The sequence below is a fragment of the uncultured Paracoccus sp. genome, from assembly GCF_947487305.1.
Taxonomy (GTDB): domain Bacteria; phylum Pseudomonadota; class Alphaproteobacteria; order Rhodobacterales; family Rhodobacteraceae; genus Paracoccus.
Map to the genome: position 1 here is coordinate 306,156 of NZ_CANKWH010000002.1, position 22,146 is coordinate 328,301.

Consider the following 22,146-nt stretch of genomic DNA (forward strand, 5'->3'; position numbering starts at 1 on the left):
GACGAAACGTCACGGGTTGATCATTCCCTCACGTCACCCATGATGGCCTTAAGCCGAGCGCGTTCCTGGTCGCTGAGCGGCGCAAGCGGGGCGGTCTCGGCCCGCTCGCGCGCGCGCAGGAAACGCCAGCCGACCAGCAGGGCCAGCAGCGCCATCAGCGGCCCGGCCAGCCACAGAAGCAGGTTCGCCCCGCGCGCCGGCGGTTCGAAGAGGACGAACTCACCGAAGCGGTCAGTGACCGCCTCGATCACCTGCGGGTTGCTGTCGCCCGCGACCAGCCGCTCGCGCACATAAAGCCTGAGGTCGCGGCTGATCGGCGCATTCGATTCGTCGATATTCTCGCCCTGACAGACCGGGCAGCGCAGCTTTTGCGAGATCTCTCTCGCGCGCGCCTCGAGCGCGGCATCGGGCAGCACCTCGTCGGGCTGAACGGCAAGGGACAGCGTTGGCAGCAGCGCCAGTGCGAGGATGGCAAGAACGCGCCTCATTCCGCCGGCACCGCGTTGACCGGCGCCTTGCGCGCCCCGGCAGCCACCCGGTAGCGGCGATCCGAAAGGCTGATCAGCCCGCCAAGCGCCATCAGGATCGAGCCGAGCCAGATCCAGTTGGCGAAGGGTTTCACATAGGCCCTGACCGCCCAGCCCCCGCCTGCCTGCGCATCGCCGATCACCACATAGATGTCGCGGAAGATGCCAGTTTCGATGGCGGCCTCGGTCGTGGGCATGGCCTGCACCGGGTAGACCCGTTTCTCGGGGTGAAGCGTGGTGATCTCGCGCCCGTCCTTGGCGATAGCGATGGCCGCCATGGTCGAGAAGTAATTCGGGCCCTTGATCTGGTCCACCGATTGCAGGGTCATCTGGTAGCCGCCGACCTCATAGCTTTCGCCGATCCGGGCCACGCGGATATCCTCGACCTGCCAGGCGGTCAGCAGGGACACACCGATGAAGGTGATACCCAGCCCCGAATGCGCTACCGCCTTGCCCCAGTCGGCGCGCGGCAGGCGCAGAAGGCGCGAGAGCCCGGACTTGCCGGTGCGGTGCACCAGTTCGGCGACCGACCCGGCGATGAGCCAGCTGCCCAAGCCCGCACCGATGACGGCGATCGCGGAATGGCCGCTCGACACCGCCCAGATCAGCAGGGCGATGGCCAGCGTGACCGCCAGCGCCCCGCGCAGCGGCCGGATGGCACGGCTGACCTGCGCCCGCTTCCAGGGCAGGATGGCGCCCACCGGCAGAACCAGCGCCAGAACGATCATGAAGGGCGTGAAGGCCTGATTGAAGAAGGGTGCGCCGACCGACAGTTTCCGGTCCCAGAAGAATTCGGCCACCAGCGGCCAGATGGTCCCGATGAAGACGACGAAGGCCGAAACCGCCAGAAGGATGTTGTTCAGGACCAGCGCGCCCTCGCGCGAGACCGGAGAGAACACCCCCTTGGCCGCCATCGCCCCGGCCCGCGCGGCAAAAAGCGTCAGCGCCCCGCCCACGAAGACCGCGAGGATGCCCAAAATGAAGACCCCGCGTTCCGGGTCATTGGCGAAACTGTGGACCGAGGTAATGACGCCAGAGCGCACGATGAAGGTGCCGATCAGCGAGAAGCCGAAGGCCATGATCGCCAGAAGGATCGTCCAGCTTTTCAGCGCCTCGCGCTTTTCCACCACGATGGCGGAATGCAGGAGTGCCGCCGCCAGCAGCCAGGGCATGAAGCTGGCGTTCTCGACCGGATCCCAGAACCAGAAGCCGCCCCAGCCAAGTTCGTAATAGGCCCACCACGACCCCAGCGCGATGCCGATGGTCAGAAACAGCCATGCCGCCAGCGTCCAGGGCCGGACCCAGCGCGCCCAGGCCGCATCGACGCGCCCCTCGATCAGCGCGGCCACGGCAAAGCTGAAGGATACCGAGAGCCCGACATAGCCAAGATAGAGAAAAGGCGGATGAAAGGCGAGGCCGGGGTCCTGCAAGAGCGGGTTCAGGTCGCGCCCGTTGAAGGGCGGGTTGCCCAAGCGCAGGAAGGGGTTCGAGGTGAAGATGATGAAGGCATAGAACGCCGCACCGATTGCCGCCTGCACCGCCAGGACGCGCGCCCTCAGACTGGGCGGTAGGTTGCCCGAAAACGCCGCCGCCGCCGCGCCGAAGAGCGCGAGGATCATCACCCAAAGCAGTAGCGAGCCCTCGTGATTGCCCCAGACGCCAGTGACCTTGTAGAGCATCGGCTTGTCGGTATGGCTGTTCTCGTAGACCAGCTTCAGCGAGAAATCGGAAGTGACGAAGGCCACGGTCAGCGCCGCGAAGCTGATCGCGGTCAAGCCGAACTGTGCCAGCGCCGCCGGCCGGGCGCTGTCCATCCAGCCGCGATTGCCACGCGCCGCGCCGATCATCGGCACGACCATCTGATAAAGCGACACCGCAAAGGCGAGGATCAGGGCGAAATGGCCAAGTTCAGCGATCATGGAACCTCCGGTGGTTGGCTGGCAGTGTAACCCCGCGAATAAGGGGGGAACAGTCCCCCCTTGGCCGCAGAAGGTCAGTTTTGCGTGTGACCCGCTAGACCTTGGTCGCAGCCCAGTCCCTGAGCGCGGCGTTGTCGGCGAAATCGTCGCCGGTTCGCGTCGCGGTGATCGGCAACGCGGCCTCTGTCATCGCCTGCGCAGGCCGGGCGGGAATGCCGCCGCGATTGCGGAAATGATACGCCTCGCGGGCGCCGAAATAGAAGCTGACGATCGCGCCAAGCAGCCACCAGAGCGGCTCGGGCACCAGCGCGAGGCCCTGCATCCGGGCCGAAAACCCGATCGGCTCGATCATCGCATAGGCGAACAGCCCGATCACCCCCAGCGTCATCAGCGGCCGGGGCATCCGGTTCAGCCCATCGACGAAGCGGTTGAACCCGCCTGCCGGCGCCGCCTGAAACTCTTGCCCCAGCTGGGTGAGGGCGCGGGCATAGGCCTCTTCGTCCAGCTCCATCCGCCTCGTGGCGTTCGCTGTAAAAACTTCGGCCATGCCGGTCGCGGCCTGACCGACGGCACTGACGGTCGGCCCCATGCCGATCAAGCGGTCGATCATCCCCATCTTGCGGTCCTTTCGCGGTGCTGGCTGGCGCTGAGGTGATAGGCGGGAGAGATGAATTCTTCGGCCCGGGTGATCCAGCCGCCCTTGCCGCCATCGCGGCGGCGCGCGTATTTGCGGCTGGCCGGGCGCTGGTCGGCCAGGGCGTAGTAGTAATTTCGCCGGGCAATGCCGTAAGCATCGCCCAGGTGGCGCGGCGCGGCCTCGGCTGCCGCGCGGGCGCTGGCGATGGTTGCCGGCCCGACCTGACCGTCATCCTCGCAGGGAAATCCCATGCGGCTGACCAGCCGCTGCAAAATCTTCACCGCATTCGCCCCGGCATTCACATACATGTCGAAGGTGCTGGCCTGCACCGCCTCGGGCAGTTCGTTCAGGCGCGGGCGCTGGAAGTAATGCTCGACAAAGATCTGCCGCGCCTCTGCCCGTGTCAGCGCCCGCACATCCGCGACATCCACCCGCCCGTCGCGGTTCAGATCGCGGCCCAGCCTCTGCAGCGTGCCAAGCGTCACGCCATAGTGCGTCGCCCCGCCCGGATCGTCCGGGTCATCGACAAAGCCCCCCTCGCGTGCCACGACCTCGGCCGCAATCTCCTCGACGCTTGGCATCTGCTGTCCCCTTTCCGCGATCACCTGCGGCAAGACTGCGACAGGCTGGTTAAGCCAGGATGAACCGGGCGGGCGTTGCGCGCGGCCTCACAAAGGCGTGAGGCGCTGCGTCCGATCCCGGATCGCCTGCGTGTCTGTAATTAACCGGCCCGTGACGCCGGCACATGACAGGAGGAAGACCATGAAAACCCTGACCTTTACCGCCTGCCTGATGGCGCTCTCTGCCGGCTCTGCCCTTGCCCAGGACGCGATGGCCCCGATGGTGGAGGCGAGCGACCAGAGCGTTGCCAATGGCATCGTCAGCGCCACCAAGGTCGTCGCCCCGGCCAATGGCTGGCTGGTCGTGCACCGCACCGATGCCGAGATGAAGCCCGGCCCGGTCGTGGCATATGCGCCGATCCGCGAAGGTGAAACCGCCGATGTCGCCGCCATCCTGACCGAGCCGGTCGCCAGCGGCGACATGCTGATGCTGATGGTCCATGGCGAGGATGGCGGCATGACCACCGGCAGCTTCGAATACACGCTGGGGGCCAAGGAAGACGGCCCGATCCGCATCGATGACAAGCTGGTCATGGCCACGATCACGGCGCAGTAAACCTGCGTGTCAGTCTGGCAGGCCAAGGCCCCCCGCGCTGTTGCGGGGGGCCTTTTGCTGTCGTCCCGCTGGAAACCGACCGCCGCCCCGCCGCGTTGGGCCGGCAAGAATGACCCGAACCCGGAGAGCCCGATGAAAAACCCCTGGATGAGCGCCTGGCTCACCGCCGCCAACAGCATGACCGGCGCGGCGCGTGGACAGATGATGTCCGAGTTGAGCAAGGCACAGACGCAGATGATGGAGGACTGGCAGAAGGCCTGGATGGAGGCCTGGATGGGGATGTGGTTCCCCGGATCAGCCAAGGGCAGCAAGCGGCGGAAATAGGGTCGCGCCGATCCCGCGAGCTTGCCCTCTGCTGCCGCGCATGGGCTGCTGGACCGGGTTTCCGAGTAAGCAGCACGGATGTGACGCCAATGGCCACTGGCAGGGTGATGCGGGTCGCAGGGATCGCCCTGCTGAGCCTGATGGGCATCCTGCTTGCCACCACGGTGGCGATCATGCTGCTGGCGAGGATGACGTTCTCGGCACCCGAGAGGGCACGCGCCTGCGATGATGCGGCTGTAAGCGAGCACGCATCTTGGATGCGCGCGGGCACCTTGGGCTTGACGGGAGTGCACCGGCCAAACCCGCCAATCGGCGCAAATGAACATGGGGGGCCTTTGCCCCCCATGCGGTTGATCTGCGGGATCAGCCCTATTCGGTGGACACGGCCTTCAGCATGACGTGGAAGATCACGTTCTGCTCGACCACGCCGCTCAGAAGATGCGCCCAAGGCCCTGCCGCCATGATCGGCACGTCGACCGCAGAATGGGTTTCCGAGGTCATCGGCACCAGCGATTCCTGCAGGTAGTCGATATTGGTGGCCTGTTCCTGGGTCAGTTCCTTGCGGGTGCCGGTATAGTCATTCGCGCCCTCTTCCTGCACCATGACCGAGCCGGGGCCGTTCATGTAGCCGGCGACGGTATAGGGCTTGCCATCGAGACCCTTCGCCAGCGTCTCGGCATGCTCGGTCCCGTTATCGGCCACGTCATAGCAGAGGCCGGTGATCGGCGTTCCTCGACCGCAATAGCCATTGAACTCCAGCCCGTGACCATGGTCAGCGGTGACGATGACCAGCGTGTCCTCGGTATCGACCATCGTCAGCGCCTTTTCGATCGCCAGGGCAAAGGCCTCGCCATCGGCCACTGCGCGGGCCATGTTGCCATCGTGGTTGGCGTGATCGACGCGGCCACCCTCGATCATCAGGTAATAGCCGTTCTCGTTGCCCTGCATGTTCCTGATCGCCACCTCCGTCAGATCGGTCAGCGAGGGCTCGGTCTCGGGGCGATCCGCCTCGTAGCTCATATGGCTCGCGCCATAGAGCCCCAGCAACGGCTTGGCCGGGTCGGCGGCCAGCGTGGTCTCGCGGTTCCAGGCATATTGCCAGCCCTTGGCCTTGATCTCCTCGACCAGGTTGCGGTCGAGCCGCTGGCCCTCGCCGCCATTTTCATCGCTGATGCCATTGGGCAGAAAGCCCCGGCTGCCGCCGCCTAGCGCGAGGTCGATGAAGCCGGCATCGATGGCATCGACCATCTGCGCCGCGATGTCCTTCTGCGCGCAATCGGGGGGCAGTTGGCTGTCATCCTCCCAGTCACGCTGCGCGCTTTTGGCGAAGACCGCCGCCGGTGTCGCATGGGTCAGCCGCGCGGTCGAGACGATGCCCACCGACTTGCCCATGTCGGTGACGATCTCGGCGAAGGTGGTCAGCCCGGCCGTCGCCGCCGCATCGCAACTGTCGAAATCGCCCGCATCGTCGATGTTCACTGTGCCGTTGCGTGACTTGATCCCGGTGTTCAGCGCGCTGGCGGTCGGCGCCGAATCCGGCGTCTGGCCGTTCGAGGTATAGGTCTTGGAGAGGCCCACGAAGGGCAGCTTTTCCTGCGGCAGCACGAAATCGTCGCCGAGGCCCCCGGCCTTCTGCCCCATCCAGATCCGCGTGGCATATTGGGTCGAGAGGCTGTTGCCATCTGCCACGAACAGGATGACGTTCTTGGCGCGTTTCGTGTTGGGCGCGATCGCCTCACGCGCGGCGATGACGGCCTCGGCATCGGTGTACCATTTGCTGTCCTTCTGAGCGATCGGCACCTCGGCGAAAGCCGGCAATGCAAGAGCGGCAGAGATCAGCGTTGCGAGTCGAACAGACATGATTTCCTCCCCTTTTCATGATCCGAGAGTCAGTAAGGACACGAAATCGTGAGCAGAGCAAATGTAGAGTGCTTCGCGTGGGGGTGGAGTTGAGGGGTGGTCGTGAGGCCGTTCACCCGGAGTTAACGGTTCCGCGCGAGCTTGGCGCATGTCGCGCTATCTCCGCCCGCGCCTGCCCGGCGTGCCGATCTTCTTCACCGTCACGCTGGCGCAGCGCGGCAGCTGGCTGCTGATCGAGGAGATCGAGCGGCTGCGCATGGCCGTTGCCGCGACACGCTCCGCGCGGCCCTTCGCGATCGAGGCCTGGGTGGTCTTGCCGGATCACCTGCATTGCATCTGGCGCCTGCCGGATGGGGATACGGATTATGGTCTGCGGTGGGGCGCGATCAAGGCGCGGTTCACCCGGGCGGTGACGGCGGAGGTGGGGTGGAACCCCACCCTACGCTCGGCATCAATGGTGGCGAAGGGCGAGGCAGGGCTGTGGCAGCGGCGCTTCTGGGAGCATCATATCCGGGATGAGGCCGATCTCGCGGCGCATCTGCGTTATTGCTGGTGGAACCCGGTGAAACATGGACTGGTCGAGCGGCCCGAGGATTGGCCCCATTCGTCGTTCCATCGGGACAAGGCGGCGGGTCGGGTGGATTGGGTCAGTCGGTTTGATCGTGATGCTAATGCGTAGGGTGGGGTTTCACCCCACCATTTGGGCCGGTCCGGTTCAGGTTGGCGTTGGTTGATGTGGCGCACGTGGATGGTGGGGTGGAACCCCACCCTACGGTTGATCGTCGCGCGCCCCGAAAATTAGGCCCATTTGTCGTTTCATCGCGATCGGGCTCGCGGGCGCGTGGATCGGGTCAGCCGGTTTGATCGCGACGCCAATTCGTAGGGTGGGGTTTCACCCCACCATTGGGCCGGTCCGGTTCAGGTTGGCGTTTATTGATGTGGCGCGCGTGGACGGTGGGGTGGAACCCCACCCTACGCTTGCTACGCTCGCTTAACGATTTTGTGTATTCACGGGCGGCAAGGGTTGTTGCGCACTATCTGAATTTGGCGCCTTGCCACTCTCGCTAGAATACCTTCCCAGTATATATCCTGAAAGACCGCCGAGCAATGCGGAAAGTTCCTTTCCCTCTAGTATCCCAGTTATTCCAAACAGAATAATTGCAATAACCAAGCTAAACAACGTGATAAATTGGATAGCACTCGGCGTCGAGAACATCGACCGTCGAACCTCACCGTCCACGAAGAGTAGAATAAAAAATGCAACAATCATTGCGCCTATTATCCATGAAAAATATAGGCTTACATCAGATTTAAATTTCTGATCGAGATTATCTCGACTGATAGCATCCCCAATCTTTCTATCGAGCTCGTCGAATATTGTTTCAAGTTCAGAAATTTTCCGGCGCGCCTCCGGGAGACGGGTCTCACTTTCCCGAACGAGCACTAACTGCCTTTCCTGCTGGGCGATCTGCGTCTTCAGGAAATTAGGATCGCCAAAGAACGGAGGGCAAGGCTGGGGAGGAGTCTTGCCTTCTGATATGATACTGTAGCAGCTACCAATGGCTTTTAACTGATCCAATCCCATTTGCAGAAGGTTTGAGTCGCCGAAGAGTGCTACTCGCTTTTCGGCCTGTGAGAGCTCAAGCTTAGCCGCATCGAGATTAGAAGATATTCTGTTTCTCAGTGCTCTAAGACTGTTAAATCGGTCAGCAGAGCTCAAATCCGGGCGATCCGCTGCATTCATTTCGGTCCGATACTGCTGCGTCGAGAGTGAATCAATAAACGGTAGCGCCAGACCTCCGGACGTCATATTAGGAAGCGCGACTCCCGCTGCACTTCCCGTTGGAGGGGGCACGGGGGCGACGTCAGGGGGATCTGGCGAAATCTGGTTGAAAAATGGTTCGCTATCTCCAGGCAATGGAGTTGATAACGATTGCGCGGCCGAAAAACCAACGAACGAGTGGATGAAGAAAAGAAAGAGCAAGAAAATGCGCATCACGAATCCCCTCGTGCGAGCAATTACTCTCATAATGTCGCACAGGAATTCACAAAGTAAAGAAAAAGCGCTTAATCACCCATCCATCTTCAACGCCTGAATAAACGCCGTCTGCGGAATTTCCACCTTGCCGAACTGGCGCATCTTCTTTTTCCCGGCCTTCTGCTTCTCCAAGAGCTTCTTCTTCCGCGTGGCGTCGCCGCCATAGCATTTCGCCGTCACGTCCTTGCGCATGGCGCTCAGCGTTTCGCGGGCGATCACGCGCGAGCCGATCGCGGCCTGGATCGGGATCTTGAACATGTGGCGCGGGATCAGCTCTTTCAGCTTTTCCACCATCACCCGGCCACGCGACTCGGCGCGGTCGCGGTGGACCATGATCGACAGCGCGTCGACCGGCTCGTCATTCACCAGGATCGACATCTTCACGAGGAAATCCTCGCGGTATTCCGACAGCTGATAGTCGAAGGACGCATAGCCCTTGGTCACCGATTTCAGCCGGTCGTAGAAGTCGAAGACCACCTCGGCCAGGGGCAGGTCATAGACCACCATGGCGCGCTGGCCGGCATAGGTCAGGTCCAGCTGGATGCCGCGGCGGTCCTGACACAGTTTCAGCACGTCGCCCAGATATTCGTCGGGGACCATGATCGTCGCCTTGATCCGCGGCTCCTCGATATGGTCGACATAGGTCAGGTCGGGCATGTCGGCGGGGTTGTGCAGGTCGCGCACTTCGCCGTCGTTCATGTGCAGGCGGAACACCACGCTTGGCGCGGTGGTGATCAGGTCCAGATCGTATTCGCGTTCCAGCCGGTCGCGGATCACCTCGAGATGCAGGAGGCCCAGGAAGCCGCAGCGGAAGCCGAAGCCGAGCGCGGCCGAGGTTTCCATCTCGTAGGAAAAGCTCGCATCGTTCAGCGCCAGCTTCTCGATGGCGTCGCGCAGCGCCTCGAAATCATTGGCATCGACCGGGAAGAGGCCGCAGAAGACCACCGGCTGCGCCGGCTTGAAGCCCGGCAGCGGCGTCTCGGCGCCCTTGCGCTCGTGGGTGATGGTGTCGCCGACGCGTGTGTCGCGGACCTGCTTGATCGAGGCGGTGAAGACGCCGATCTCGCCCGGGCCCAGCTCGGCGATGTCCTGCATCTGCGGGCGTAGCACCGCCAGCTTGTCGATGCCGTAGATGGCGCCGGTCTGCATCATCTTGATGCGGTCGCCCTTCTTCACCATGCCGTCCATCACCCGGATCATGACGACGACGCCCAGATAGGCGTCATACCAGGAATCGACCAGCATCGCCTTCAGGGGCGCATTGCGGTCGCCTTTGGGCGCGGGCAGGCGCTGGACGATGGCTTCCAGCACGTCGGGAATGCCAAGCCCGGTCTTGGCCGAGATCGGGATCGCGTCCGAGGCGTCGATGCCGATGACATCCTCGATGTTTTCCTTGACCCGCTCCGGCTCCGCCGCCGGCAGGTCGATCTTGTTCAGCACCGGGACGATCTCATGCCCCGCATCGATGGCCTGATAGACATTGGCCAGCGTCTGCGCCTCGACCCCCTGGCTCGCATCGACGACCAGCAGCGAACCTTCGACCGCGCGCATCGAGCGGCTGACCTCGTAGGCGAAGTCGACATGGCCCGGCGTGTCGATCAGGTTCAGCACGTATTTGCGCCCGTCCTTGGCCGGATAGTCGATGCGCACGGTGTTCGCCTTGATGGTGATGCCGCGTTCGCGCTCGATATCCATGCTGTCCAGAAGCTGGGCCTTCATGTCGCGTTCGGCGACAGTCCCCGTCATCTGGATCAGCCGGTCGGCCAAGGTGGATTTGCCGTGGTCGATATGGGCCACGATCGAGAAATTGCGGATGAGATCAAGGTCGGTCATGGCCGGGCTATACAGGGGCGCAAGAGCCGCGGAAAGAGGGTTTCGAGCGGCACTGGACGCGACACTGGACAGGCCCGGCGCAGGGGCGCAGGATCGGGGAATGGCGAGTCTATGGCAAACGGGTGTGACGGCGCTGGCGCTCTGCGCGGGCATGGCGGCTGCGGCCCTGGCGGTCGAGCCCGACCCCTTCGGGCCGCTGGCGCCCTTCCGGCCCGGAGAGGCGCTGGCCGCGCGCGCCGCCACCTGCGCCACCCTGCCCGACTGGGTGGGTTACGCGCCCGAGACCGGGGAGCGGATCAGCCTGACGGTGCGCGGGCGGTTGAGCGCGGTCGAAAGTGACGGGGTGCTGGCCTACCTGGTGCTCTGCGAGGCAGCAGATGTGCAGGTGCTCTGCGTCACCTACGAGACCGGCGGCTTTGAACCGGGCGACGGGGCGGTCCTGGCCGGCGGCTTCATCCGCGCCGAGGGGCGGCGGGTGATGCTGGACCCCTGCCTTGCCAGCGATCCGCGCGCCTCTGCTGATTAGCTGCGCCGCGCCGCCCGCCGGCGCAGCTGCGCCTCGCGCCACATGGCATAGACGCCCGACAGCACGATCACCCCGGCCCCGGCCAGCGTCCAGAGGTCCGGCCGCTCGCGCAGCACCAGCACGGCAAGGATCAGCGCAAAGACTAGCCGCGTATAGCGGAAGGGTGCGATCAGCGACAGATCGGCCAGCCGCACCGAGACGACCATGGCCTGATAGCCCGCCAGCCCGACAAAGACGCAGGCCAGAAGCAGCAACCATTGGTTCAGGTCCAGCAGGCGCAGCCCCTGCCCCTCGGCTATCATCAGCACGAGCCCCGACAGGGCGATGGCGATGAAGGCGGTGATGGTCAGCAGGCCCGATCCGACATCCACAGGCACCCGCCGCGTGGTCAGGTCGCGCATTGCCGCGAAGAAGACCGAGGCGAGCGCCAACAGGGCCGCGGGGTGAAAGGCCTCGGTCCCCGGCCGCATGATCATCAAGACGCCCAGAAAGCCGAGCGCGACCGACAGCCAGCGCCGCCAGCCGACATGCTCACCAAGGATCAGCGCCCCGCCCATCGTCATCGCCAGCGGCAGTGCCTGGGTGATGGCCGAGACCGAGGCCAGATCGCCAAGTGCCAGCGCCGCCACGAAGGTCAGCGCCGTCAGCCCCTCGCCCAGGCTGCGCAGAGCCACCACCGGCCGCCGCGCGGCGCGCCAGCCGATTGGCTGCCCGCGCAACCGGATCAGAAGCGCAAAGAGCACCGCCCCCAGCGCCCCATGCAGGAACAGCACCTCGCCGATGCTCAGCCGCACGGCCAGAAGTTTCAGCAACAGGTCCTCGATGGCGAAGAAGGCCATGCCCAAGACCATCAGCCCCGCCGCGCGGGCATTGCCGGTCATGGGGTCAGCTTTGCGACAAGGGCCGGCAGGTCGGCGATGCGCTCCAGCCGGTGAAAGCGCGGATGATCGGGGTCCGCGCCCTGTTCATGCAGCCAGGTCAGGTCATGCGGGATCAGCACCGCATTGCCGCCGGCCTGCAGCACCGGCAGGATGTCCGAGTTCATCGAATTGCCGGCCATCAGGAAACGGTCCGGGGTGATGCCGTGGCGGGCGAAGACCGCGGCATAGGCATCGGGGGTCTTGTGCTGGACGATCTCGATGGCGTCGAAGCGCTCGGCCAGCCCCGACAGCGCGATCTTGCGCTCCTGGTCCAGCACGTCGCCCTTGGTGATCAGGATGCGGCGCCGGTCCGACAGCGCCTCGACCGCCCCCGCCGCGCCCTCCAGCAGATGCACCGGATGGGCGAGCATCTCCTGCCCCATCGCCAGGATTTCCGCCACCGCCTCGCCCGGCAAGCGGTTCTCGGTCAATTCCAGCGCGGTCTGCACCATCGACAGCATGAAGCCCTTGATGCCGTAACCGTAACGCGCCAGATTGCGGCATTCGGTGTCGAAGAGATGCGCGGCGATGCGCTCGGGCGGCGCGTGGCCCGCGAGCAGGCGGGCGAAGCCAGCCTGGGTGCTGCGGAAAAACGTCTCGTTTTCCCAAAGCGTGTCATCTGCGTCGAAACCGATCCATTCCATGCCCGCGGGTGTGGCTGGCCCGTGCGGGGCCGTCAAGCGAAAGGATATCCGATGGAGTTCACCGTTTCCGACATGACCTGCGGCCATTGCAAGGCCGCGATCGAGGAAGCCGTCACCGAGGCCGGCGGCACCGCCCGGATCGACCTTGCGACGAAGCGCGTCCGGGTCGAGGGAATCAACGCCACCGAAGCCGAGGCGGCGATCCGCGGCGCCGGCTATTCGCCCGAGCCAGCCTGAGCCGCGCCGCGCCGTGACGCCACAAGATGTTGATGTTGCGGGCGGCCCGCCGCTGACCAATGGGTTATACCCAAGAGATTGAGCGACGCCCCGGAATTTGCTATATCTGGGGGCATGACGGTGTCACAGGAGACGGGCGACAAGCCCGCGGCACCGGATGACGAGGAACCGAGGAGACAGTCCCAATGCTCAACCGCATCATCATTGCGGCCGCCGCCGTCGTGCTGACCACCCCTCTGGCCATGGCCGGCCCGATCGACAGCGCCTGCGTGCGCTCGGACCGCGCGCGTGGCAATGCGCCGCTCTGCGGCTGCATCCAGCAGGTCGCGAACCAGACGCTGTCGCGGTCCGACCAGCGCCGCGCCGCCAGCTTCTTCCGCGAGCCGCACAAGGCGCAAGAGGTCCGCATGTCCAAGCGCGATGCCGACAACGCCTTCTGGTCGCGCTACAAGCGCTTTGCCAGCAGCGCCGAGGCCTATTGCCGCTGAGCCGGCTTTGCGCGTCACCGTTCTGACCGGCGCGGGCATTTCCGCCGAAAGCGGGCTTGCAACCTTTCGCGCCGCCGATGGCTTGTGGGAAAACCACCGGGTCGAGAACGTGGCGACGCCCGAGGCCTTCGAACGCGATCCGGACCTGGTCCACCGCTTCTACAACCAGCGCCGCGCCCGGCTGGCCGAGGTTCAGCCGAACCCGGCCCATCACGCGCTGGCCGATCTGGCGCGGCTGCATGACCTGACACTCATCACCCAGAATGTCGACAACCTGCACGAGCGCGGCGGCAGCACAGACGTGATCCACATGCATGGCGAGTTGACCCGCGCCCTCTGCGCCGCCTGCGGCCATCGCTGGCCGGCGCCTCTGGTCATGCAGCCCGCCGATCCCTGCCCCGCCTGCGGCGCCCCCGCCACCCGCCCCGACATCGTCTGGTTCGGCGAAATGCCCTATCACATGGAGCGGATCTGGCAGGCGCTTGAGGCGGCCGATTTGTTCGCAGCGATCGGCACCTCGGGCAATGTCTATCCGGCCGCGGGCTTTGCCCAGCACGCCGCCCGCCGGGGCATCCCCTGCGTGGAAATGAACCTTGCCGCCAGCGCCAATACCCGCGATTTTTCCGAGCGCATCCTCGGCCCGGCCAGCGAGACGGTGCCGGACTGGGTGGCCGGGCTCGGCCGCTGACGCCGCCGCGCCCGCGCCGATAGGTCTTGCCCCATTCCCCGCCTTCGGTTAATCCCCGCCCTGCCTCGGTTCCGGGAGTGATCCCGGTGAAAAGGGAACGCGGTGCAATTCCGCGGCTGCCCCCGCAACTGTCAGCGGCGAGCGAGGCCGGACATGTCACTGTTCGCGGTTGCGGATGGGAAGACCCGGCCAAGCCCCGACCCGCGAAGCCAGGAGACCTGCCAGGGCCATCACCCTGACCGCATGCGGGGCGCATGTGCGAAACGGTTTGTCCGTCGCGGTGGTTCATTGACCCGTCCGGCCGGAACCGCCTTCCCACCGGATCACCCATCCCCGCCCGCCACGACCGGGCGCCCTGAAGGACCGAACCGATGCAACTCCGCCACCTGCTGGCCGCCTCGACCGCGCTGACCGCCCTTGCCGGCCTCGCCGCCGCGCAGGAGGCCGCGCTGCCGCCGGTCGATTACGTGCTGCCCGAGATCACGCTGATTGCCAGCGGCGAAGAAACCGAACTGTCCCGCACCGGCCGCTCGGTCTCGGTCATCAGCGATGAGAACCTGCGCCAGCCGGCCCGGCCGGTTTCCGCCACGCTTCAGTCCCTTGCCGGGGTGACGCTGCGCAACTCCGGCCCGCTTGGCACCACCTCCAAGATCTCGGTGCGCGGAGCGCCCGGCCAATATGTTCCGGTTATGATCGACGGTATCGAGGTCAGCGACCCGGCAGCCGGTCAGCCCTATTTCGATTTCGGCGGCCTCACCGGCACCGGAATCAGCCGGATCGAGTTGTTGCGCGGGGCGCAATCGGCGCTGGTTGGATCGCGCGCCATCGGCGGGGTGATCGATATCCAGAGCCTGCGGCCGCAACAAAACGGTTTGCATCATGGGTTCAACCTCGAGGCGGGAAGTGACAACACCCAGGCTGCCACCTATGGCGTAACCTGAATGGACGAGGCGACCGAACTGACCTTTTCGGCCAGCCGGATCAAGTCGCATGGGTTCTCGGCCCGTGATGAGGATGACGGGAACTTCGAGGCTGACGGCTATGATGCCACCCGGCTCAGCTTCTATGGCGCACGCCATCTGAACGACCAGACCACCATCGGTCTCAACGGCTTTTGGGAGGATAGTAGCGGCAATTTCGACGATTACGACGGTGACGTTACCGGAACATCTGGCAATGACACCACTACAGGGAAAAGCTTCGGCCTCCGCGCCTTCGCGAACTTCACCATAGGCGCGGTCGATCACAAGATCAGCCTCACTCGCTATCGCATGGACCGAACGAGCAGCGCGGATTTCCAGCCGCCGACCTACGCACCAAACATTGTGGTGACCGACGAATTCATTGGCAGCCGAACGAAGCTGAGCTGGCAAGGTGCCACCGATATTGGCGCGCATGGGGCAAGGCTGATCTTCGGTGCAGATACCGAGAAGGAAACGGCGCAGAACTTTGACGATGCCCGGCTCTCCGGTGCCTATGTCGAGATCACCGCACCACTTGGCACCGATGTCGACCTGAACGCCTCGATCCGCCGCGACGACCATTCGCTTGCCGGTGGTTTCACGTCTGGCCGCATTGCGGCGGTCTGGCGCGCGCGCGAGGATCTGCTGGTCCGCGCAGCCATCGGAAACGGGTTCCGCGCACCCTCGCTTTACGAACTCTATGGCCCCTACGGAGAACCGGCGCTGACGCGCGAAGACAGCGTTTCAGCAGAACTCGGTGTGGAAAAGCGCTGGGGTGACACCGGCCATCTGCGCGCCACCGCCTTCTGGCTGGATGCCGACAACCTGATTGGTTTCGATGAATCATCGACCATCTGCGGCCAGCCCTACGGCTGCTACGCCCAGGTCGACGGCAAATCCCGCCGACGCGGCGTGGAGCTGGATGGCCGCTATACTCTGTCAGGCGGCGTGACCTTTACCGGTGCCTATACCTATACCGACAATCTCGACTCGACTGGTTGGGTCGATGTGCCCGAGCATGTCCTGTCGCTAGGCGCCGAAACGAGTTTTGCCAGCGGCACCACCGCAGGTCTAAGCCTGCATGCCGAGGCGGACCGGGCCGACGGACTGCCCAGCTTTACCACGGTCAATCTGGCGGTGAGCCATCCGGTGACCGACGAGGCCGTAGCCTATCTCCGTGTCGATAACCTGCTGGATCGCGACTATCAGCTTGTGCGCGGATACGGCACCTCGGGCCGCGCCATCTATGCGGGGGTCCGTGCGGAGTTCTGATCTGATCCGTGGCGTGGCGGTGGCGCTTGTAGTCGCCCTGCCGGCGGTCGTGGGAGCGGAGGCGCCCGGGCGGGTGGTGTCGATGAACCTCTGCACCGACCAGATCGCCATGCTGCTGGCGGCGCCGGGGCAACTGGTGTCGGTCAGCGATCTGGCCGCCGACCCGAACATGTCGCCGATGGCCGAGGTGGCCGCGGGTTACACGCCGAACTATGGCCGCGCCGAAGAGATCTACCTGATGCGGCCCGATCTGGTCATTGCCGGGCAATATGCCTCGGGACCGGCGGTGGCGATGCTGCGCAGGCTGGGGATCCGGGTCGAGGTGCTGCCCCCGGCCGAGGATTTCGACGCCATCCGCGACCAGATCAGCCAGATCGGAAACTGGCTCGGGCGCGAGGCCGAGGCAGCGAGGTTGATCGCCGAGTTCGATTCCGGACTTGCGGCGCGGGCCAAGGACGCCACGCACGGTCGGGCGGCGCTCTATTATGCCAATGGCTACACCTCGGGCCGCGCCACGCTGGCCGGGGCGATCGTCGCGGCGGCGGGTTACGACAATATCGCCGGCGATTATGGCATCGAGACGACCACCGCCCTGCCCTTGGAACTGCTGGTCATGTCCGAGCCCGACCGGCTGATCACCGGGGCGAAATGGCCCGGCCAGTCGCGCTCCGAGGCCATTCTGGACCACCCGGCGCTGAAACAGGCGGCCCCCGGCATGGCCGAGGTGACCGACCGCGACTGGGTCTGCGGCACGCCCTTCGTGCTCGATGCCATCGAGGCGCTGCAATGAGCCGTCTGATGCTCGCCCTCGCGGCGCTGGTGGCGCTGCTGTTCCTCGTTTCGCTGACAACCGGCCCGGCGGGCATCGGCTTTGCCCAAGGCCTGCGCGCGCTGCTCATCGGCGGCGATGGCCCCTTGCCCATCGTCATGCGCGAAATCCGCCTGCCCCGCGCGTTGCTGGGACTGGGCGTCGGCGCGGCGCTGGGGCTGTCGGGCGCGGCCTTGCAGGGCTATCTTCGAAACCCGCTGGCCGAGCCGGGGCTGATCGGGGTCAGCGGCATGGCGGCGCTTGGCGCGGTCATCGCAATCCAGACCGGGCTTTCGGCCAGCCTCGCCCTTGGCCTGCCGCTGATGGCGCTGGCCGGCGCGGCACTTGGCGTGGCGGTGCTGATGGCGCTGGCCGGTCCGCGCGGCGGCTCGGTGACGCTGATCCTCGCCGGCATCGCCATCTCGGCGCTGGCCGGGGCGGGGACGCAGCTGGTGCTGAACCTCTCGCCCAATCCCTATGCGGCGAACGAGATCGTCTTCTGGCTGATGGGCTCGCTGGCCGACCGATCCATGCTGCATGTGGCGCTGGCCTTGCCGGTGATGATCCTCGGCGGGCTGATCCTGATGCGGCTTGGCCGTGGCCTCGACGCGCTGACCCTTGGCGAAAGCGCCGCAGCCGCCATGGGCGTCTCGCCCGGCCGGTTGCGCTGGCTGCTGGTGGCGGGCGTGGCGCTGATGATCGGGCCGGCGACGGCGGTGGCGGGGACCATCGGCTTCGTCGGGCTGGTGGTGCCGCATCTCTTGCGCCCGCTGGTCGGCGCGCGGCCCTCGCACCTGCTGCCGGCCTCGGCGCTTGGCGGGGCGGCGATGGTGCTGGCCGCCGATATCGCCGTGCGGCTGATCCTGCCCGAGCGTGACCTGAAGCTGGGCGTGCTGACGGCACTCGTCGGCGCGCCGCTGTTCCTGCACCTGATCTGGAAAACACGCTCGCGCGGGGGCCTCGGATGAGCCTTCTGACGCTGGATAACCTCTCGGTCACCCGCCGCAACCGCCCGGTTCTGCGCGGGGTCTCGCTCAGCGTCGAACCGGGCGAGTTCGTCGGTCTTCTGGGGCCGAACGGCGCGGGGAAATCGACACTGATGGAGGCGGCACTGGGGTTGATCCCCTTTGAAGGCCGTTCGGATCTGGCCGCCTTCCCCGCGCGCGACCGCGCCCACCGCGCCGCCTATCTGCCGCAATCGCGCGAGATCGCCTGGCCGATCAGCGTTGAAAATCTGGTGGCGCTTGGCCGCATTCCCCGGCCCGGTGCCAGCGGGGCCGAGGATCGCGCCGCCATTGACGCGGCGATTTCGCGCATGGGGCTGGAACCGTTCCGCGCCCGCACCGCCACGCGGCTGTCAGGCGGCGAACAGGGCCGGGCGCTGATCGCAAGGGCGCTGGCGCAGGAAACCCCGCTGCTTCTGGCCGATGAGCCGGTGGCGGGGCTCGATCCGGCGCAGCAACTGGCCTGCCTGCGGCTTTTCCGCGCCCTGGCGGGTGAAGGTCACGGCATCCTCGCCTCGATCCACGACCTGGGGCTGGCGGCGCGCTTCTGCACCCGGCTGGTGCTGCTGGCGGGTGGCGAGGTGCTGGCCGATGATGCGCCGGGCGAGGTGCTGACGGCGGAGAACCTGAGCCGCGCCTTCGGCATCAGCGTCTACCGCATCGACACCCCGCACGGACCGGCGATCCTGCCGATCTGAGCCTAGCGTTTTGCGAGGATCTCGTCCGTCAGCGCCTCGATCTCGATCCGCGCCGGGGTGGCCTTGGGCTTTTCGGCGGCCCCAAGCCCCTGCCCCAGCGTCTCGGCATAGGCCACGCGATTGGCCAGCTGCGTCGCCGCGATCTCGGCGCCGAGTTCCGCGCATTTCTCGGCGATCTCGGCACCAAGCCTTGTCCCGGCCTTGGTGCGATTGAGCACGATCAGCACCGGCGCCTTCTCGCGCCGAGCCAGGTCAAGCACGCCCTCGGTCGCCCACAGGTCCACATGGCTCGAGGCGACCGGCACGATCACCAGGTCGGCCACCCGCAGCGCCGGGCGCAGGTCGCTGTCGATCTTGGGTGGCGTGTCGATGATGACGTAGTCGAAGCGCTTTTTCAGCTTCTCGGATTCGTAGGACGCGCCCCAGGCCGAGGAGGTCGAGAAATCCAGCGCCTCGTCCTCGGCATAGTGTTCGCTGCGCTCCATGAACCAGCGGCCCATGCTGCCCTGCGGGTCGGTATCGACCAGCGCGACCGAATGCCCGCGCGAGCGCAGCGCCACCGCGAGATTGACCGCGATGGTCGTTTTGCCCGATCCGCCCTTCTGCTGGGCCACGGTGATGATCTGTCCGGCCATGCCTGTCCCTTCCTCCGCTTTTCCGCAGGTTACTGTGGCCGACCACAGGATGCACGGGCAATTTTGCAGCTGCAGCATGGGCTGGGGAGAATACGGTTAATGAGCCTAATTGAATAAAAGCCTGCAAATTATATTCAGATTGAATTTCACATTAATTTATATTAATAAATATAAATCCAGCCGGCCGGACAATTCCATCAAATTATCAAATGCCGCCCGACGGGCGACAGCAACCCTTGGCGCGCGTCCCTGACCGCGCCTGTGTAAGAGGCTGAAATGTTTCGTTTGTCTGGTCTGATCGGGCGCTGTCGGCGGCTCGCCGCGCTGGCCCTGCTGGTGTTTGTCGCCCTGATCTCCGCTCCGACACAATCCCGCGCCGAATGGGGCGGATGGGAATCCTTGGGCGGCGTGGTGCTGGAAGAACAAAGCTGCACAAGCTGGGGGGCGAACCGCATCGACTGCTTCGCCCGCGGCACCGACCGCGCCATGTACCACCGCTGGTGGGATGGCAGCAATTGGGGTGGCTGGGAGAACCTGGGCGGCGTGATCCTCGATTCGCCCGAATGTGTCAGCTGGGGGGCGAACCGCATCGACTGTTTCGCCCGCGGCACCGACGCGGCCATGTATCACCGCTGGTGGGACGGCAGCAACTGGGGCGGATGGGAGAACCTTGGCGGCGTGCTGCTGGACAAGCCCGATTGCGTGACCTGGAGCGCCAACCGCATCGACTGTTTCGCCCGTGGCACCGACGCGGCCATGTACCATCGCTGGTGGGACGGCCGGAACTGGGGCGGATGGGAAAACCTCGGCGGCGTGCTGCTGGACCGGCCCGACTGCACCAGCTGGGGCGCGAACCGGATCGACTGCTTTGCCCGTGGCGCCGACGCTGCGATGTATCACCGCTGGTGGGATGGTCGGAACTGGGGTGGGTGGGAAAACCTCGGCGGCACCATCCTGGAAACCCCGAACTGCACCAGCTGGAGCGCGAACCGCATCGACTGTTTCGCACGTGGCACCGACCGCGCGATGTATCATCGCTGGTGGGATGGCCGGAACTGGGGCGGATGGGAGAACCTGGGCGGCATCCTGCTGGAAAACGCGGATTGCGTCAGCTGGGGCGCGAACCGCATCGATTGCTTTGCCCGTGGCCTTGACCGCGCCATGTATCACCGCTGGTGGGATGGCCAGAACTGGGGCGGATGGGAAAGCCTTGGCGGCACCATCCTCGAGCAGCCCGAATGCGTCAGCTGGGGTGCGAACCGGCTGGACTGCTTTGCCCGGGGCACCGATCGCGCCATGTGGCATCGCTGGTGGTCCGAGGTGCAGCCGCGCACGGTGCGCGCGCTGACCATCCGGCGCCACAACACGCTGGCCATGACCGATGGGCAGGCCGACAGCATCCTGAACGATCTGGGCACGGTGCTGACCCGCAATGACGGGCCGGGCGATGTCGCCTGCGCCGTCGGCGTGACCCGCAACGGCGCGGTCGGCGCCTTCGCCGAGACCGATGGCAACCTGAACACCAATGCCGAGGTGCAGCAGGTCTTTGGGCTGAACGGCAATATCAAGGTGGTGCCGACGGTCGATTTCTGCGGCTCGGCCGGCTTCAACACCTCGATCATCGGCTGCGGCCAGACGCCGGGCGCGTCCTTCATCACCGAGCGCTTCACCGCCACGCAGGAGGGTATCCTCTGGGCGCATGAGTTTGGCCATAACACCGGCCTGCCGCATCGCACCGATACCTCGGATGCGCTGATGTTCCCCTCGATCGGCTCGAACCGACTGCGCATCAACGCCAGCGAATGTGGCTCCTACGGCGGTTCGGCGCTGGTCTCGGCCTTCATCGTGCCGGTCGACATGACGGTCGAGGCTGGCGGGGGCAATGAGGCCGCGCTGATGCCGGTCGAGGAGTTCGTGCGCCAGGTCTGGTTCGAGGGCCTGCCGCTGGACGTCGCCGCGCGCTACAGCCCGGCGGATGCCCAGACCCTGCTCAACATGCTGAACGACCCGGCCGAGGTGCTCTATCACGAGAACATCGCCAATGTGATCGGCATGATCGGCGATCCGGCCTCGACCGCCGCCCTGATCGACTATGTCGAACAGGGGCCGTCGGGCGAGGGCACTGCCGAAGGCATCGAGCCCGACCGGGCCGCCGCGATGGCCGAGAAGGGCCGGGTCTCGGCGCTGGTGGCGCTTGGCTATATCGCCAACCGCGCGGAGGATCCGGCGGCGCTGGATTACCTGATCGCCAGCACCGAGCCGAGGGTCTGGGCCGAACGCGACTTCGCGCCGGTGATGGGCCTCTCACCCGAAAGCGGGGCGCAGGACCGGACGCTGAGTGAATATGCGCTGATCGCGCTTGGTCTCAGCGCCCGGCCCGAAGCCATCGCGCATCTGGAAAGCCTGCAGGGCGGAGGGCTGCGTGACGGCGGCTTCCGCGCCACCATCCAGTCCGAGATCGGCACCGCGCTGGATATCGCGGGCGAGGTGCAGACCGAGGGCGACGTGGTCGACTATTACCGCAACCGCTGAGGCGGGACGTTGGGGAGGAACGGGCGGCGGGTCACTCGGCCGCCCTTTTTCGCGCGCCGGGGTCAGGCGCGGAAAACATCCTGCACCTCGTACATCACCGGCTCGAAGCTCTTGCACATGGCATGGATGTCGCGATTGCGGCGGCGCATTTCCTGACTGCGCAGCATCGCCTGGTAATCCTTGCGGTCGCGCCACTGCGAATAGGTAGCGATGCGGGTATGGGCGTCGTTCAGATGAATCGCGCCCGAGATGAAGCCGGGCTGCTGGCTGATGACCTGGTCCCATGCGGCCTGCAGCAGTTCCAGCACATCCTCGGCGCTGCCGGGGGTCACATCAAAGGTGCAGATGACGGTCTGGCCGTCGAAATCGGCGCGGATATCGGGCATGGCTGGCCTCCTTCACAGAGCTTGGCTTGTCG

The 22,146-nt window shown here is 65.5% G+C and carries 24 protein-coding genes and 1 riboswitch; of the genes, 13 read left to right on the top strand and 11 right to left on the bottom strand.

The window, feature by feature from the left end:
- Nucleotides 1–20: 20 nt before the first annotated feature.
- From Q1A36_RS04125 to Q1A36_RS04140, 4 genes are all read right to left on the bottom strand, one after another.
- Complete coding sequence (locus tag Q1A36_RS04125) at nt 21–488, bottom strand: cytochrome c-type biogenesis protein (protein ID WP_299840167.1); 468 nt, start codon at nt 486–488, stop codon at nt 21–23.
- A complete protein-coding gene (locus tag Q1A36_RS04130; protein WP_299840169.1) occupies nt 485–2,446 on the bottom strand; it encodes a heme lyase CcmF/NrfE family subunit in 1,962 nt (653 codons plus the stop codon). The genes Q1A36_RS04125 and Q1A36_RS04130 overlap by 4 nt, the downstream gene beginning before the upstream one ends.
- Before the next feature lie 94 nt (nt 2,447–2,540).
- Complete coding sequence (locus Q1A36_RS04135) at nt 2,541–3,062, bottom strand: holin family protein (protein WP_299840172.1); 522 nt, start codon at nt 3,060–3,062, stop codon at nt 2,541–2,543.
- Nucleotides 3,053–3,664 (bottom strand): holin-associated N-acetylmuramidase, encoded by a 612-nt coding sequence (locus Q1A36_RS04140; protein WP_299840174.1) that lies wholly within the window; start codon nt 3,662–3,664, stop codon nt 3,053–3,055. The genes Q1A36_RS04135 and Q1A36_RS04140 overlap by 10 nt, the downstream gene beginning before the upstream one ends.
- A gap of 181 nt (nt 3,665–3,845) precedes the next feature.
- On the opposite strand from Q1A36_RS04140, the gene Q1A36_RS04145 reads away from it, so the two are divergent.
- On the top strand, nt 3,846–4,259 hold the full coding sequence (locus Q1A36_RS04145; RefSeq protein WP_299840176.1) for a hypothetical protein: 414 nt from the start codon (nt 3,846–3,848) through the stop codon (nt 4,257–4,259).
- 147 nt (nt 4,260–4,406) lie between these two features.
- A complete protein-coding gene (locus Q1A36_RS04150; protein ID WP_299840179.1) occupies nt 4,407–4,583 on the top strand; it encodes a hypothetical protein in 177 nt (58 codons plus the stop codon).
- Between the two features lie 369 nt (nt 4,584–4,952).
- On the opposite strand, the gene Q1A36_RS04155 is transcribed toward Q1A36_RS04150, so the two are convergent.
- The gene (locus Q1A36_RS04155; RefSeq protein WP_299840182.1) at nt 4,953–6,443 is read right to left on the bottom strand and encodes an alkaline phosphatase; all 1,491 of its coding nucleotides are present in this window, start codon (nt 6,441–6,443) and stop codon (nt 4,953–4,955) included.
- Nucleotides 6,444–6,591: 148 nt separating this feature from the next.
- Here Q1A36_RS04155 and Q1A36_RS04160 point away from each other — a divergent pair, with 148 nt between their 5' ends.
- The gene (locus tag Q1A36_RS04160; protein WP_299840185.1) at nt 6,592–7,122 is read left to right on the top strand and encodes a transposase; all 531 of its coding nucleotides are present in this window, start codon (nt 6,592–6,594) and stop codon (nt 7,120–7,122) included.
- Nucleotides 7,123–7,434: 312 nt separating this feature from the next.
- Here Q1A36_RS04160 and Q1A36_RS04165 read toward each other — a convergent pair whose 3' ends face one another.
- Together Q1A36_RS04165 and lepA are read right to left on the bottom strand one after the other, a co-directional pair.
- A complete protein-coding gene (locus Q1A36_RS04165) occupies nt 7,435–8,439 on the bottom strand; it encodes a hypothetical protein (protein ID WP_299840188.1) in 1,005 nt (334 codons plus the stop codon).
- Nucleotides 8,440–8,514: 75 nt separating this feature from the next.
- Nucleotides 8,515–10,314: a translation elongation factor 4 gene (gene lepA / locus Q1A36_RS04170; protein ID WP_299840191.1), complete on the bottom strand. Its 1,800-nt coding sequence runs from the start codon at nt 10,312–10,314 to the stop codon at nt 8,515–8,517.
- A 100-nt stretch (nt 10,315–10,414) separates the two neighbouring features.
- Between lepA and Q1A36_RS04175 the strand changes: the two genes are divergently transcribed.
- Nucleotides 10,415–10,840 carry a hypothetical protein gene (locus Q1A36_RS04175; protein ID WP_299840194.1) on the top strand — a complete coding sequence of 142 codons (426 nt, stop codon included), beginning with the start codon at nt 10,415–10,417 and terminating at the stop codon, nt 10,838–10,840.
- On the opposite strand, the gene Q1A36_RS04180 is transcribed toward Q1A36_RS04175, so the two are convergent.
- On the bottom strand, nt 10,837–11,721 hold the full coding sequence (locus Q1A36_RS04180) for a DMT family transporter (RefSeq protein WP_299840196.1): 885 nt from the start codon (nt 11,719–11,721) through the stop codon (nt 10,837–10,839). The two genes, Q1A36_RS04175 and Q1A36_RS04180, sit on opposite strands and share 4 nt — an antisense overlap.
- Nucleotides 11,718–12,404 carry an HAD family hydrolase gene (locus Q1A36_RS04185; RefSeq protein WP_299840199.1) on the bottom strand — a complete coding sequence of 229 codons (687 nt, stop codon included), beginning with the start codon at nt 12,402–12,404 and terminating at the stop codon, nt 11,718–11,720. Before Q1A36_RS04185 ends, Q1A36_RS04180 begins: the two co-directional genes overlap by 4 nt.
- 51 nt (nt 12,405–12,455) lie before the next feature.
- Here Q1A36_RS04185 and Q1A36_RS04190 point away from each other — a divergent pair, with 51 nt between their 5' ends.
- The 8 genes from Q1A36_RS04190 (at nt 12,456) to Q1A36_RS04225 (ending at nt 18,561) form a co-directional block, all read left to right on the top strand.
- Entirely contained in the window at nt 12,456–12,641 is a 186-nt protein-coding gene (locus Q1A36_RS04190) for a heavy-metal-associated domain-containing protein (protein ID WP_299840202.1), read from the top strand.
- Nucleotides 12,642–12,826: 185 nt separating this feature from the next.
- Entirely contained in the window at nt 12,827–13,129 is a 303-nt protein-coding gene (locus Q1A36_RS04195) for a hypothetical protein (RefSeq protein WP_299840205.1), read from the top strand.
- A 7-nt stretch (nt 13,130–13,136) separates the two neighbouring features.
- Nucleotides 13,137–13,817, top strand: coding sequence for an NAD-dependent deacylase (locus Q1A36_RS04200; protein ID WP_299840207.1), 681 nt, complete (start codon nt 13,137–13,139; stop codon nt 13,815–13,817).
- 49 nt (nt 13,818–13,866) lie between these two features.
- A riboswitch (cobalamin riboswitch) is annotated at nt 13,867–14,058 on the top strand.
- Nucleotides 14,059–14,188: 130 nt separating this feature from the next.
- Nucleotides 14,189–14,758: a TonB-dependent receptor plug domain-containing protein gene (locus Q1A36_RS04205; protein ID WP_299840209.1), complete on the top strand. Its 570-nt coding sequence runs from the start codon at nt 14,189–14,191 to the stop codon at nt 14,756–14,758.
- A complete protein-coding gene (locus Q1A36_RS04210) occupies nt 14,759–16,051 on the top strand; it encodes a TonB-dependent receptor (protein WP_299840210.1) in 1,293 nt (430 codons plus the stop codon).
- Nucleotides 16,038–16,841, top strand: a complete 804-nt coding sequence (locus Q1A36_RS04215) for an ABC transporter substrate-binding protein (protein WP_366141542.1) — start codon at nt 16,038–16,040, stop codon at nt 16,839–16,841. Before Q1A36_RS04210 ends, Q1A36_RS04215 begins: the two co-directional genes overlap by 14 nt.
- Nucleotides 16,838–17,827 carry an iron ABC transporter permease gene (locus Q1A36_RS04220; RefSeq protein WP_299840212.1) on the top strand — a complete coding sequence of 330 codons (990 nt, stop codon included), beginning with the start codon at nt 16,838–16,840 and terminating at the stop codon, nt 17,825–17,827. Before Q1A36_RS04215 ends, Q1A36_RS04220 begins: the two co-directional genes overlap by 4 nt.
- Nucleotides 17,824–18,561, top strand: a complete 738-nt coding sequence (locus tag Q1A36_RS04225) for an ABC transporter ATP-binding protein (protein ID WP_299840213.1) — start codon at nt 17,824–17,826, stop codon at nt 18,559–18,561. The genes Q1A36_RS04220 and Q1A36_RS04225 overlap by 4 nt, the downstream gene beginning before the upstream one ends.
- A 2-nt stretch (nt 18,562–18,563) precedes the next feature.
- Here the strand turns inward: Q1A36_RS04225 and parA are convergent, their stop codons facing one another.
- Entirely contained in the window at nt 18,564–19,196 is a 633-nt protein-coding gene (parA, locus tag Q1A36_RS04230) for a ParA family partition ATPase (protein WP_299840214.1), read from the bottom strand.
- Nucleotides 19,197–19,472: 276 nt separating this feature from the next.
- Between parA and Q1A36_RS04235 the strand changes: the two genes are divergently transcribed.
- On the top strand, nt 19,473–21,728 hold the full coding sequence (locus Q1A36_RS04235) for a hypothetical protein (RefSeq protein WP_299840215.1): 2,256 nt from the start codon (nt 19,473–19,475) through the stop codon (nt 21,726–21,728).
- 62 nt (nt 21,729–21,790) lie between these two features.
- On the opposite strand, the gene Q1A36_RS04240 is transcribed toward Q1A36_RS04235, so the two are convergent.
- Complete coding sequence (locus Q1A36_RS04240; protein WP_299840216.1) at nt 21,791–22,114, bottom strand: antibiotic biosynthesis monooxygenase family protein; 324 nt, start codon at nt 22,112–22,114, stop codon at nt 21,791–21,793.
- Between the last annotated feature and the right edge of the window lie 32 nt (nt 22,115–22,146).